Source organism: Parasphingorhabdus sp., from assembly GCF_039968395.1.
Lineage (GTDB): Bacteria > Pseudomonadota > Alphaproteobacteria > Sphingomonadales > Sphingomonadaceae > Parasphingorhabdus.
Genome location: NZ_JBDVPV010000005.1, coordinates 769,797 through 783,535, shown reverse-complemented (window position 1 = coordinate 783,535; position 13,739 = coordinate 769,797). Strand labels below are relative to the sequence as shown.

Below are 13,739 nucleotides of genomic sequence, written 5' to 3'. Positions count from 1 at the left end.
TGCTCTGAGGCCCCAAGTTGGCCGGTTTTAATGGACTGTGGTTCCAACATCTCTCACAATCAAAGTTAGATGGAGGGGCAACTTAGAGGAAAAGTTACCCAACTCAAGGGGACGCAGGAGAACATCATGAGAATTACGAAATTTTTGGCTGCTACCGCGCTTGGTAGCGTCATTTCAGTTGCACCGGCAATCGCTCAGGGCGTGCAAGATGATGAAGTTGTCAATGACAATATAATCATCGTTACGGCGTCGAAGCGCGAAAGCACTTTGCAAGAAACACCAATTGCCGTTTCTGTAACCAGTGCTGCGCAAATCGAAGAAGCGCAGGTTCGCGACCTTCTCGATCTGCAAACTCTTGTTCCATCGTTGCGTGTGAACCAGTTGCAAACATCAGCCAATACCAACTTCAGCATTCGTGGTTTTGGTAATGGCGCAAACAACCCGGGCATTGAGCCTTCAGTCGGTGTTTTCATTGATGGTGTATATCGCTCGCGTTCTGCCGCCCAAATTGGAGACCTTCCCAATTTGCAACGTGTAGAAGTGTTGCGCGGACCGCAATCCACTCTATTTGGTAAAAACGCGTCCGCTGGGATCATCAGTATTGTTACCAGAAAACCGCAATTTGAATTTGGTGGAAGCGCTGAATTATCTTACGGCAACTTCAACGCAATCGTCGCCAAGGCGGATATCACAGGACCAATCAACGACTCTTTGGCATTCAGTCTTTCGGGTAACTTCAACAAACGAGATGGCTATGTTCGGGACCTTGCCTTGAATGAAGATGCAAATGAACGTAACCGTTGGGGAGTTCGCGGCCAGCTTTTGTTCGAACCGGATGATGATTTGAGTTTCCGCTTTATCGGTGACTATGACAAGATTGACGAAGATTGCTGTTCTGTTGTGAACATCGTGGACGGACCTACAGGCGGAGCGGTTCGTTTTCTTGGCGGTCAAATAGATTCCAACAACCCGTTTTCTCGGATAAGTTTCCTCAATTTTAACTCGACGAACGAGATTGAGAACTACGGCGTGTCCTTGCAGACTGATTATAGCACTGGGCCATTTGATATCACGGCAATCACGGCTTATCGCGCAGTTCGCAGCTCCGGCAATCAGGATTCTGATTTTACCAGTGCGGATTTGATCGGTGTGAATCGTGGTGAGCAGGCTATTGATACATATACTGCGGAACTGCGGCTTACTTCAGATTTTGACGGTCCGCTCAACTTTCTGCTTGGCGGTCTTTATTTCAAAGAAGATATCCAGACCAACGGCTCACTTCTTTTTGGTGCGGATTTCCAAGGCTATGCAGATCTGCTCAGCGGCGGCAACTACACCGGACTTGAGCCAACGCTGCGGGCTTTGATTCCGACAATCCCTGCGGGTGCGTTTGGCGCCGAAGGGCAAGGTCGCTTCACCAGCTACGACTATGGTAACACGGCGTTTTCCATTTTTGGTCAGCTGGACTTCGAAATCACCGAAGATTTGATCTTTACAGCTGGCGGTAACTACACGCAGGATCGCAAGAATGTTGCGCAGAATAATGTGAGTACGGATGTGTTTTCCGGGATTGACCTGGTTCAGGCAGGCGTTCTTGCAGGCGTCCCTGCAGTTGTCGCGGCTGACCCGAACTTTAACCCGTTTCTGGGATTGCAGGCATTGCAATTCATCCCACCATATCTGAATTTCCCCAACGCCGTCGAAGATGGGCGGACTCGGGATAAGGACTTTTCATACACACTTCGTTTGGCATATAACTTTAGCGAAAATATCAGTGCTTATGCGAGCTATTCGACAGGTTTCAAAGCGTCCTCGTTTAACTTGGGTACAGATAGTCGGCCATTCCCGGCTGATTTCATTCCCGGGTCACCGTTCCAGAGCCCTCCACCTGCCGCATCCCCAATTCGCGATGCTGGCCTGGCGGTAAACAATCTCTCGATCGGAACCCGTTTTGCGGACCCGGAAAATGCAGAAGTCTATGAAGTCGGGATCAAAGGGCAGTTTGAAGGTCTTGCTTTCAACATTGCTGTATTCGATCAGATATTGACGGACTTCCAGGGCAATATCTTCACCGGCACAGGATTTGTTCTTGGCAATGCGGATGAACGCTCAACATTCGGTATTGAGATCGACTCGACCATTACTCCGGTACCGAATTTGGTATTCACCGCGGCTTTAACCTATCTTGATTCAAAATATGATAGTTTCCCTGGTGGTTCGGCGATCAACGCTGGATTTGGTGTGACACCTACCGACCTTTCCGGCGGCCAGGTTGCTGGTGTTCCCGAATATGCGGTAACTGTTGGTGGTACTTATACCCATGAGTTTGGCAATGATAACGAGCTGATCTTTCACGCGGATTATCTGATGGAGAGCAACACTCAAGTTGCAGAAGGCTTGCCTACAATTCGTCGTGCGGTAGAAGCTCTCAACGCGTCTCTGACGTTCGCGATGGGTAACGGCGTTTCGGTCACAGCATGGGGTCGAAATCTGACCAATGATGTATATACGACCACGGTGTTTCCGAGCGTGGCACAGGGCGGTTCGCTATCCGGCTATCGCAATCAGCCGCGGACTTATGGTGGTGCTGTAAAGTTCAAATTCTAAGCTATCTCAAGCCAAAAATAGAGCCCCGTCAGGAAACTGGCGGGGCTTTTTTGTGCATTGTCTCAATGAAGAGCCCACGTAAAATGTCCAAAAATTGCGCAATCTGTGTCAATCTGGATACAATATAATACTCAAACTTCCTGATCAGTCGATTTCATCTGGACTTAACTGATCGATTAGTTGAAGGTTGTGGAATCGGGGGGATGAGCAAAAGCATCACTCTTCGTATGTAAGTTTGGGATTGGGAGAGAGAGATGCGTAAATCGCTACTGTTAGCCGCTACAGCTATAACTGCAATATCGACACCGGCACTGGCACAGGACCAGGATAATGCTGCTGACGACAATATTATCATCGTGACCGCACAACGTCAGGCGCAAAGTCTGCAAGAAGTGCCAATCGCCGTTTCCGCTTTTGATGCAAAGGCACTGGAAGCGCAGCAGATTGAAAACGCCAGTGACTTGCAGCTGACACTGCCGAACGTCTCGTTTACGAAAAGCAACTTTACTGCCTCCAGTTTCACCATTCGCGGAATCGGCGATCTTTGCGTTGGCGTTTCATGCGACACTGCAACCGCAATCCATCTGAATGATTCGCCGCTGTTTGGAACCCGTTTGTTCGAAACGGAATATTTTGATCTCGAACGGATCGAAGTTCTTCGCGGACCACAGGGCACGCTGTTTGGACGTAATGCGACATCAGGCGTGGTCAATGTTGTGACCGCAAAACCTGATCTCGGGGAATTTGGTGCCGCTGTCGAAGGCGAGTATGGCAATTTCAATTCCGTCAAGGTCAAGGGCATGGTCAATGTACCGCTTGGAGATACTCTGGGTGTGCGCGTCGCAGGCTTTTATTTGAACCGTGATGGTTATACTGAAAACCTGTTTGACAATTCACGTATTGATGGCCGCGACATGTACGCTGTTCGCGGATCGATCAAATGGGAGCCCACTCCCGACACCACTGTGGACCTGATGGCTTATTATTTCCGCGAGGACGACAATCGCGCGCGTATCCAGAAGCAACTCTGTCAACGCGATCCAACAGGTGTGCTGGGTTGTCTCGCCGCGCGTCGTGATTTCGGCAAGGTCAATACCAATGCGACCTTTACCGGTACGTTGGGATCTTCCGAGTTCTTCGCCATTAATGGTCTTCCCGGAGCACTGGGACTGAACAGTCTTTATGGACCAGATGGGCATGCAAATTTTGTCGAACCTACAGATGTTCGTCAGGTTCGGACGGATTTCACACCGGAATATTTTACCGACGAACTGCAATTGCAGGGGCATATTGAGCACAATTTTGGTGCGGTAAATGTCGCAGTGACAGGTACTTATCAGGAAACGAGCGTAGACTCTCGTCAGGATTACAATACTTCCATTGTGGATCGCACGACATATGACGCGGCAATTGGAACATTCAACGCGCTTTCCGCGGGTGGAGCGGGGCCATTGGGTGCTTTTCAACCTGTTCTCGACGCGGTTACTTCCGGAACGCAGCTTTGTACCTCGGATACGGATGAAACCGGACTGGGCAGCTTTGGCGGAAACCGCCTTTGTGCGGATACACCGCTTTCCTTTGACAGATCGAATTCGGACAACAGCGCCTGGTCAGTTGAAGGAATTATTTCAACCGATCTGGATGGTCCTTTCAACTTCCTGTTGGGTGGAATTTACGCCGAAACTCATCTTACCGAGAACAGCTATTATGTGAACGCGTTTGCGATTGACTATATTGCTGGCGTTTTGGGTGGCGGAGCAGGTTATCTTGGTACGCCGTTCTTCCGGAACAATACTCAGGATTTCCGTTTGAAATCATATGGCATTTTCGGGGAAGCCTATCTTGATCTCTCCGATACTTTGAAAATCACGGCAGGCCTTCGCTACAATAATGACAAGAAATCAGTGGTTGCAAGGTCTACATTGGCTAGCTTCCTGGTTCCTTTCGGCCAGACCGGCGATGCATTTGACTCGCCATTTGTTGGTGGTTTTGATGCTGATCCGGGAACTGCGGGAAATCAACTTGTTCAAGCGCGCAGCGTTGCATTTGACGAAGTGACTGGACGTTTTGTTGTAGATTGGCAGTTTACTGACGATAATCTGATCTATGCTTCTTATGCTCGCGGATATAAATCCGGTGGTATCAACCCGCCGTTGCAACCTATTTTCGCGGTGCCTGAATCATTTGGACCAGAGCAGATCGATTCCTTCGAACTTGGTTCGAAAAACGTCTTCGCAGGCGGCGCGCTTGTTCTGAATGCGACGGCCTTCTACTACAAGTACAAGGGTCTTCAGCTCAGCCGTATTATTGCCCGGACATCGGTCAACGATACGATTGATGCAGATGTTTATGGTGCAGAAATCGAGGCCGTTGTCCGGCCTGATCCGGACTGGCTCTTCAACATTGGCTTCAGTTATCTGAAAACCAAGGTTGTAGGCGATCAGTTGTTCAGTAACCCGCGCGATCCAGGTGGCGGACGGGCCGATACGGTGATTATCAAAGATATCACCAATGGTTCAAACTGTGCTGTTGTTCCTGGAACCGCCGGTAATGCTGCCGGAGCGAATGCCTTTGTAAACGCGATCAATCCTGGTCTTGGTTTGCAGGGAACAACCGCATTCCCGTCGGATGGTGGCATCGCTTCCACTGGTGCTTTCGGTATCTGTGCAGTTCTTACGGGACAGGCAGCTGCCATTGGTGCCGGTTTCGATCCTGCGGGCATTACCGTGATCAGTCCGGGTGTTCAGTTTAACATCCGTGGCAATGAACTGCCTCAGGCTCCGGTTGCGAAGGTTTCCATCGGCGCGCAATATACGCATAACTTCGATAGTGGCTGGACCTTGGTCCCACGTCTCGATGTGGCGTATACGGGTGACCAATATGGCAGTGTTTTCAACGGAAATGTCAACAAGATCAAAGGCTTTACGCAAGCTAATGCTCAGATCCAGTTGAACGGAAACGAAGGCAAATGGTTTGTCAAAGCCTTCATCCAGAACATTTTCGACAGCAACTCAACGACGGGTCTGTATCTGACCGATGCGTCATCGGGCCTGTTCACAAATATCTTTACGCTGGATCCACGCCGCTACGGCATCGGAGCTGGCATCAAGTTCTAGGATAATCGTCACGATTGGAAAGAAGCCCTGCCGGGAAACTGGCGGGGCTTTTTTTTAGGTTGTCCGAGTTTCGTCCGGGTGCAGCGCAAAAATGTGGCAAGGTTATGGAGCAAACTCTGTAAGTGGCAGCGATAATCACCCTTGCTTGCGCTGCGGGATTTTTGCGGGCGTCGATCCCCCGGATCGACTTTTTTCCGCAAAAATGGTGCCGAATATCCGACTCGAACGGATGACCTACCGCTTACAAGGCGGTTGCTCTACCAGCTGAGCTAATTCGGCGCTGGTTGAAGGGCTATCGCCCGTAACGAGCGCTCTTTGGCTTAAATTACGCCAAAGGTCCAGCCCTCTTTTATTGCAATATCAGAAGACATTTTTGGCGGTGACCAGAGCATCTTGTCTTTGCTTGCATTCTTCATCCAAGCTGCAGTGATCAAGGCATCCGTGCTGTGATCATCATAGTGTGCCAGTCTTGCGGGGCAGGGACTGTTCAAACTGTGCAACGCCCGTTCCAGACTGTCCCGATCCCGTATTTTACTGCGTCCGCGCGGGACGCCGGCTGCTAACGCAGCGATAGTTGTGTATATTTCGACGATAACCGGTCCCTTTGACGGTATCGGATCAAAAGGCCAGATTGGAATAACACCGCCCAGCTGGTGTAGCAGCCGCATTCCGGTCAGGCTCGATTTCCCGACCTGGGCGGCTCCGACAAGATTGAAGCAGCTCGCGCTGTTGGCCTGTCCGGTTACACGCTGATGGGCCTCGACTACCCGCAGTCTGCCAACGCCGCCCGTGAACAGGTCACCAGTCTGACCCTTTCCATGCCGAAAATGACGTCTCACTTGCGGATGCTGGAGGAATTGGGGAACGCTTAACCACGGATCATCAGCTGAGAGCTGGTCAACTAACCGCCACAGTTCTCGGGCATCTCCCGGACTGTCTGTCCATTCGGGAAAATAGCTTCCAAGATCGTGAAATGGTAATCCCATCGACAGATCAAAACCTACAAGTATATCTTTCTCTGTCCCGGCTAGCCGCAATAACCAGTCTTTGATATCTTCCCGCGACCAGGTCGGTTCGGGGTTTAGCAGGGCGGGCGGGCCGTCCTGTCCGATTGTCGCCACCGCAATACCGGGAGGGCGTTCGATTTTGGCTCCAGACCAGTCGACGCACGCAAAATGCTTGAAATGGTGCATTGTTCCTTATTGCCTGTCACACACACAAAAGAAAAGGGCAGGCCCGCCGGACCCGCCCTTTTCGTGATGGAAATCGCAATTATTTTTTGCGCATGTCTTCCAGTGTTTTTGCTGCCGCATCCCGACCACCGAGGCCAAAGGCCAGGGCACCGGCTACCGCAATTGCTGCAACGATTGCAGTGAAAGCGGTTTGGACAATCTCTTCACCCACGCCCATGAACTGCAGGCCCATGAAGGCAAAGAGCAGCAAGGCAGCATATCGGACAACCGATGCGGCCATTGCATTCTGACCCATCAACTTCGCCAGCATGTTTGCAATGAAAAAGCCGAGCGCAATTACAACACCGCCGAAGATCACACGACCACCGAGATCCAGAACATTGTCCAATATCGTGGTCAATTCAGGGAAGTTGAGCAGACGTGTCGCAGCGATCGCAGCGAACAACATGATGGCGATCATCACGATTTTCGACACCAGCGACGAAACATTGCTTCCTTCCGGCAATATTCCCAAAGCGCCAACTGACTGGTCAACACCCAGACCCGGGAGAAGTTCTTCCACAAGTCCTGCAACCCAGCGTGCGATAAGATATGCCACGCCTAGTACCAGTGCTGCTCCGATGATCAGCGGAATAGCGCCCAGGATCGTTTCAAGCAAAGTGACTGCGGGATCGCTGATTGCGGAAATCTGCAATGCCTGCAAAGCAGCGATGGATACCGGAACGATGATCAGAACGTAGACAATCGTACCGATTGTATTGCTGATCGCAGAATTTCCGGTAACCTCCTCGGCACCAGCGCGATTGGCCCATTTGTCGAGATTGATCGTCGTCATGAAGGTGACCACCAGATCCTTAACTATTTTTGCCACGATCGAGCCGATAAAGAAGATGATCCCCGCACCGACGATGTTGGGAATAAAGCCCATCACCGTGTCGAGAAGCTGTTGCAGAGGTTCGGTTACCGCATCCAGTTCGAAAACAGTGAGGATGGCGATCCAGCCAAACAACCAGATAAGCAGGCTGACAATTCGGCCAAGCGACATGCCGATGGATTCGCCGCTTCCGCCCAAATCACGCTGCAAGAAGGAGATATTGTCTACCAGCTTTGCAAAAGCCCACTTGCTGCCTTTGGCAACCAGCCAGGTAACCCCCCAGATCAGCACAGCATATAGGATTTTCAGCCCCCAGTCGCTGGCGATATCCATATCGAGCGCATAATTGCCCAATTGAAGTCCGTCCATTTTTGTTCCCCTTTCGAAATCAATTTCAATGGCAACGGGTTACCACGGATGGATGCAAATAAACAGGTACTAGTCGGCGTGGACGGGCGTCAAAATGTAATCAGATGTATCAATTTTAATCCGTTTTACATTTCAATGGCAACACGGCCAACTGCTTCGCGTCTTTCCAGTATGCGCAATGCCTCTGCAGCATCGGCCAGTGGATACCGGTGAGAGATATGTGGGCGCATTACGCCGGCCTCAGCGAGATCATGCAGGGCGGCTTGGTTTCGTGCAGCAAGAGCCGGATTGCGTCGCGCGCTTTCACCGGCGCGCAGGCCCATCAAGCTATATCCCTTGATCAGGGCATGGTTGGCCGTAAAAGAGGGAATTTCACCGCTCGCAAATCCCACGATCAAATATCGTCCGCCCCAGGCAATGGCCCGGGTCGCTGTTTTTGCGAGTTCGCCACCTACTGGATCAAAAACGGCGTCAGCGCCATTGCCCTGTGTCAGGTCTTTAACTTTGCGGGCAAGATCGGGATCAGCCGGATCAAGCACATAATCAGCGCCCGCATTCAGAACAACTTCCCGTTTTTCTTCTGTCGAAGCGGTTCCAATGACCAGCGCACCCTTATGCTTGCCCAGCTTGACCGCTGACATGCCTACGCCTCCGCTTGCACCAAGTACAAGGATGCTTTGTCCCGGCTCCAGTTCCGCTTTGTCGTTCAGAGCATGCCAGGCCGTAACTGCGGCAGTTTGCCAGCAGGCGCCTTCTGCAAAAGACAGGGCAGGCGGCAGAATTTTGATAGCTCCGGCAGGCACCACAATCTGTTCGGCAAATCCGCCCCCCTTGCTTCCCGTCATCACCCGGTCGCCAACAGCGAAGCCCGCGGTCTGATCCCCGGTCTCGATAATTTCTCCCGCTACTTCCAGACCGGGAACGAAGGGAGGGTCAGGGCGGAACTGATATTTTCCGTAAGTCATCAACAGGTCCGGGAAGTTCAGCCCCGCTGCCTTGACAGCCACACGGATTTCTCCTTTGCCCAGCGGTTCCGGAGTGCGTTCCTCTATCTTCAGCGATGCAGGCCCTGACAGCGCAGTACAGACAGCCGCAAGATAGGGTGCGTTCACGAGCCAAGTGCTTTCACAACGTCTATGGTAAAAGCAGCAATATCGAAGCGGGTTGCCCGGCTATCATAGCCGCGCCGGACGATGACAACATCCATCGAAGGAATGATGATCAGATATTGCCCGCGATTTCCAAAGGCGCCGATTGTATCCTTTGGTACACCGGGCGTGTTGTTCATCAACCAAAATGTTGCGCCATACCCAAATTCACGATCGGGTTGGGGGCCTGCAGGATCGCTGACATAGGCGAGCCAGTTTTCCGGGAGAAGCCTCTCATCGCCCTCCGCTCCATATGGCCACATGCCGTTGTTGAGATAGAGCATGCCCAACCGACCGAGATCGCGAGCAGTGGTCCAGACCTGGCTTGAGAGGATATAATTGTCCTGCCAGTCTGTCTCTGCATATGTGCGGGTCATTCCCAGCTTCTGAAACAGGGAATATGGTTCAAACCGTCCGGAACGTGCAGCATGAACTGCCAGCAATGTATCGTTATTGGCATAGCGAAAACGAGAGCCAGGCTTGTGGAGTAAAGGCCAACTTGTTGCGCGCTCGGTAACACTGGCGCCGCCCATATAGATTGGGTCCGTTCGGTTGCCGGCGGTATCGCTGGTCAACCCGCTGGACATGCGCATCAGGTTATCGAGCGTGATATGTTTGCGCGGATCACCGAATTTCATCCACTGGAGAATTTTTGCAGGCGCATTTACGTCCGAAAAACCCTCCTGGACACTGTGACCAATCAAAGTCCCTGCGATGGATTTGGCAACCGACCAGGTACGCTGCGCGGTATGGAGGTCATGCCCGCTTTTATAGGCTTCGATGAGAATTTTGTCGTCGCTGATGACAAGAACGGCACTCGTTTTACCGCCATATCTTGTGTTATTGCTCGCCGCCTCGACAATCTGGCTCAATTGAGGAGGGGAGCTGCCCGGAACACCCATTGCGTCGCGGTCACCCATTGGCCAGGCCAGATCGTCGGAAAATTCACGAAGCTTGACTGGTGCGCCAGTTTTCAGGCCTCCGAAGTTGATCGGCATCGCGGTACATCCGGTCTGGCGATTCCAGATCGCGGTTCTTGGCGAGTGATTTTCACGATAAGCAACATGGACTTGTCGTTCCGTTTCATCGATATCGACTTTCAAAGTCGGAACGATCGCAGCGATGCGATCATAAATGCCTGTGAGTTCATCTGCTTCGATGTCGGAGATATTTTTCCAGCCATTCCAAAGGCCGGAGCAAATAAATTGTGCTTTATAGCCAGCGGCAAGCGCCCGCACATAGTGGTCAGGCTTTTCTTCTGACTGCGCAAACGCGAGGGGAGATAATATCATGGACGCAATCAGAGCGAATATCAGCGCTGCGGGTTTCAGTTTCATCATTCAGTTTCTCCAATCCGCGCTTAAAAAGGCCATAAGCCAAACCAGCGGCAGTATATCTTCTTTAAATTTTTGTTCGCCAAGTTTCAGTTCTGAATCACAAGCAAATTGAACAATATTGGCATGACCGGAACCATCGCCCGGCAAATGCCATTCGCGAAGAGCTGGTTCTGTTTTGGTCTGCGACACCAGCATATTGTCCTGATCATATTCTGCAGATTCCACAATGGAATAGGTTTGTTCATCGCAGTTGATGGCGAGATTTGACCGGATATCTCTGATCCGGGTTTCGGACTTGTCGCCTTCTTCGGGTTCTTGAGACAAAATCAGATGAGAGATTGCAACACTGCTCTGGTTGCCGTTTTTCATGATACTGGTTTTGTCGGCAAAATATATGTCGCTGCGATAGTCAGGATGCGTGTCTTCTATTGTTTCTGCGACCAGATACCATTCAGATACTGCACGAGATAACTGGCTGAAAGACGCTTGCATCGCGGCCAGTGGGAGTGTCGTGCATATCGTGAACGCCAGAAAATTACCCACTCTTGTTGTCCCGCAACTTGCTCCAATAAGTCAGTCTTTCTCGAATCTTGTGCTCGAATCCCCGATCCACAGGATTGTAGAATTGTTCTGGTTGCATTTCTTCGGGCCAGTAATTGTCGCCCGAAAAGCCATTGTCGGTTTCATGGTCATAGCTATAACCCTCGCCATATCCGATATCCTTCATCAAACTGGTCGGCGCATTGAGGATAATTTGCGGAGGGACTAGCGACCCCGTTTTTCTGGCCGATTTCCATGCGGCTTTTTGAGCTTTGTAGGCGGCGTTTGATTTGGGAGCAGTCGCGCAATAGAGGCAGGCCTGTACGATAGCGAGCTCGCCTTCGGGACTGCCGAGAAAGTCATATGCATCTTTGGCCGCAAGTGCCTGTACGAGGGCCTGGGGGTCCGCCATCCCTATGTCTTCGCTGGCAAACCGGACAATCCGCCGCAAAACATAAAGTGGCTGTTCTCCGGCAACCAGCATTCGCGCGAGATAGTATAGGGCTGCCTGGGGGTCTGATCCTCGCATGGCTTTGTGCAAGGCGGATATCAGATTATAGTGACCGTCCCGATCCTTGTCGTAAACCGCCATGCGCCGGTGCAGCAACTTTGCCAGGTCACCCGGTCCCATCGGATTGCGGATATTCAGCGAAATCAGTGTTTCCGCCTGATTAAGCAGAAAGCGGCCGTCCCCATCGGCGCTGGCAATCAAGGCTTCGCGTGCGTCGGCTGTGATCGGCAAGGAGGTGTTTTCCAGAGCCTCTGCTTTTTGCAACAACAGATCCAGCGCGTCGGAGTCCAGCCGGTTCAGGATGAGAACTTGCGTTCTGCTGAGCAGCGCGGCGTTCAGTTCAAATGACGGGTTTTCCGTGGTCGCGCCGATCAGAACAACCGTGCCTTTCTCGACATAGGGCAGGAAACTATCTTGCTGTGATCGGTTAAATCTGTGAATTTCATCGACGAACAACAATGTCGCCTTGCCATCAATCTGCCGCTGTTCCGCCTGTGCAAAAACCTTTTTAAGGTCGGCGACGCCCGAAAAAACGGCAGAAATCGAGATGTAATGCAGATCAGAATGATCCGCGAGCAAGCGTGCAATGCTGGTCTTTCCGGTTCCGGGTGGTCCCCAGAGGATCATCGACGACAGCTTCCCTGCCGCAGTCATGCGTGAAATAGTGCCACTCTCTCCGACAAGATGATCCTGGCCAACAATTTCAGACAGGTTGGCTGGCCGCAATCGGTCGGCCAGCGGCTTGTGAACCAGGGTTTCTGTATTTTCCGCAGGATCGCTATCGTCAGCGAACAGGCCGTTCATGGTTTCAGAGCCGGCATTACCGGATCGTGTCCTGGGTGATCGGGCTGTGACCTTGTTCCCGCTGACGGATCAGACGCAGATAGGTCTGCGCCACGGTGTTGTTGATCTGATCCCAGCTGAATTCATCAGACCGGAGGCTCCCCGCCATGCCATGTGTGTTGCGAACTTCGATGTTCTCGCAATAGAGCTGCAAGGCATCAGCAAATTCACGTATCGCACCGGGGGTGATGAGCCGCCCGGATTCCTTGTCTCTGACTAGGCTCTGACTTCCAGTCGCTTTGGCGGCGACAACGGGAATTCCGCAAGCCATTGCCTCCAGCGTAACATTGCCAAATGTCTCGGTCACGGACGGATTAAAAAGCATGTCCATGCTGGCAACGGCTTTCCCCAGGTCTGATCCTTGCTGAAAACCGGCAAAGACTGCGTCGGGAATACGATCTTCGAACCATTGTTGAGCAGGCCCTTCACCAATGACGAGAACCCGGTGCTTGATCTTGCGTCGTTTTAGCTCGTCGATGCTGTCCGAGAAGACGTCGAGGCCTTTTTCCATGACCAGGCGCCCAAGAAACCCGATCACAGGTGTGTCATCGTCTATTCCAAATGATTGCCGCCAAGCAATATCGCGGCGAGATGGGTTAAAGATGTCCTTGTCCACGCCCCGCGACCAGATGCCGACGTCATAGTTCATTCGCTGTTCTCGCAAAAGCTGCGCCATCGATTCGGATGGTGCTACAATGGCATCGCAGCGCCTGTATATCCTCCGCAAAATAGCTTCGATGACCGGTTCCAGAAACGCGAGATTATAGTAGCGAGGATATGTTTCAAATCGCGTGTGAACCGAAGCCAGGACCGGAATATTCTGTTTTCGGGCCCAGCTCACCATGCGATGACCGACCGGATCCGGGCTGGAAATCTGCATGATATTGGGATTGAATTCCTTGAGATCGCGCTTTCCCTGTGCGGAAATATGGGTTGGAAACCGATATTCTCCGCGCCCGGGGAACGCAAATGACGGTACACTGATCAGATCACCCGTAGGTTCAAAGGCCGGAGACTCGGTAGTAGGAGAATAGACGCGGACGGCGGCACCTTGTTGAAGTAGATAGCCGGCAAGCCGGTTGAGTGCCTGATTGGCTCCGTCGCGGACAAAATTGTAATTGCCGCTATACAGAGCAATGCGAAGGTCATTGATTTCCATTGGTTGCTTCAAGCATAATCACAGGGAAATTGCCATTGTGAA

Annotated in this window: 9 protein-coding genes and 1 tRNA gene; 2 read left to right on the top strand and 8 right to left on the bottom strand. The window is 51.8% G+C overall.

Annotated elements, in window-relative coordinates; translation table 11 throughout:
* The first annotated feature begins 126 nt into the window (after window positions 1-126).
* Together ABJI30_RS14510 and ABJI30_RS14505 are read left to right on the top strand one after the other, a co-directional pair.
* Window positions 127-2,607 (top strand): TonB-dependent receptor, encoded by a 2,481-nt coding sequence (locus ABJI30_RS14510; RefSeq protein ID WP_348017398.1) that lies wholly within the window; start codon window positions 127-129, stop codon window positions 2,605-2,607.
* Between the two features lie 254 nt (window positions 2,608-2,861).
* Window positions 2,862-5,723 carry a TonB-dependent receptor gene (locus ABJI30_RS14505; RefSeq protein ID WP_348017397.1) on the top strand — a complete coding sequence of 954 codons (2,862 nt, stop codon included), beginning with the start codon at window positions 2,862-2,864 and terminating at the stop codon, window positions 5,721-5,723.
* A gap of 203 nt (window positions 5,724-5,926) precedes the next feature.
* Here the strand turns inward: ABJI30_RS14505 and ABJI30_RS14500 are convergent.
* The 8 genes from ABJI30_RS14500 to ABJI30_RS14465 form a co-directional block, all read right to left on the bottom strand.
* A tRNA-Thr gene (locus ABJI30_RS14500) sits at window positions 5,927-6,002 on the bottom strand.
* 41 nt (window positions 6,003-6,043) lie between these two features.
* On the bottom strand, window positions 6,044-6,916 hold the full coding sequence (locus tag ABJI30_RS14495; protein WP_348017396.1) for a hypothetical protein: 873 nt from the start codon (window positions 6,914-6,916) through the stop codon (window positions 6,044-6,046).
* Between the two features lie 79 nt (window positions 6,917-6,995).
* Window positions 6,996-8,159, bottom strand: a complete 1,164-nt coding sequence (locus ABJI30_RS14490) for a mechanosensitive ion channel (protein WP_348017395.1) — start codon at window positions 8,157-8,159, stop codon at window positions 6,996-6,998.
* Window positions 8,160-8,284: 125 nt separating this feature from the next.
* Window positions 8,285-9,271 (bottom strand): NADPH:quinone oxidoreductase family protein, encoded by a 987-nt coding sequence (locus ABJI30_RS14485; RefSeq protein WP_348017394.1) that lies wholly within the window; start codon window positions 9,269-9,271, stop codon window positions 8,285-8,287.
* Complete coding sequence (locus ABJI30_RS14480) at window positions 9,268-10,647, bottom strand: serine hydrolase (protein WP_348017393.1); 1,380 nt, start codon at window positions 10,645-10,647, stop codon at window positions 9,268-9,270. Before ABJI30_RS14480 ends, ABJI30_RS14485 begins: the two co-directional genes overlap by 4 nt.
* Complete coding sequence (locus ABJI30_RS14475) at window positions 10,648-11,187, bottom strand: surface-adhesin E family protein (RefSeq protein ID WP_348017392.1); 540 nt, start codon at window positions 11,185-11,187, stop codon at window positions 10,648-10,650.
* Window positions 11,180-12,499, bottom strand: coding sequence for a replication-associated recombination protein A (locus ABJI30_RS14470; protein ID WP_348017391.1), 1,320 nt, complete (start codon window positions 12,497-12,499; stop codon window positions 11,180-11,182). Before ABJI30_RS14470 ends, ABJI30_RS14475 begins: the two co-directional genes overlap by 8 nt.
* A 16-nt stretch (window positions 12,500-12,515) precedes the next feature.
* Window positions 12,516-13,697, bottom strand: coding sequence for a glycosyltransferase family 1 protein (locus ABJI30_RS14465; protein WP_348017390.1), 1,182 nt, complete (start codon window positions 13,695-13,697; stop codon window positions 12,516-12,518).
* Window positions 13,698-13,739: the final 42 nt, after the last annotated feature.

What these genes read in the sequence shown, in the direction of transcription:
- ABJI30_RS14510 (WP_348017398.1), top strand. Translation starts at nt 127, where the DNA reads ATGAGAATTACGAAATTTTTGGCTGCTACCGCGCTTGGTAGCGTCATT.
- ABJI30_RS14505 (WP_348017397.1), top strand. Translation starts at nt 2,862, where the DNA reads ATGCGTAAATCGCTACTGTTAGCCGCTACAGCTATAACTGCAATATCG.
- ABJI30_RS14495 (WP_348017396.1), bottom strand. Translation starts at nt 6,916, where the DNA reads ATGCACCATTTCAAGCATTTTGCGTGCGTCGACTGGTCTGGAGCCAAA.
- ABJI30_RS14490 (WP_348017395.1), bottom strand. Translation starts at nt 8,159, where the DNA reads ATGGACGGACTTCAATTGGGCAATTATGCGCTCGATATGGATATCGCC.
- ABJI30_RS14480 (WP_348017393.1), bottom strand. Translation starts at nt 10,647, where the DNA reads ATGATGAAACTGAAACCCGCAGCGCTGATATTCGCTCTGATTGCGTCC.
- ABJI30_RS14470 (WP_348017391.1), bottom strand. Translation starts at nt 12,499, where the DNA reads ATGAACGGCCTGTTCGCTGACGATAGCGATCCTGCGGAAAATACAGAA.
- ABJI30_RS14465 (WP_348017390.1), bottom strand. Translation starts at nt 13,697, where the DNA reads ATGGAAATCAATGACCTTCGCATTGCTCTGTATAGCGGCAATTACAAT.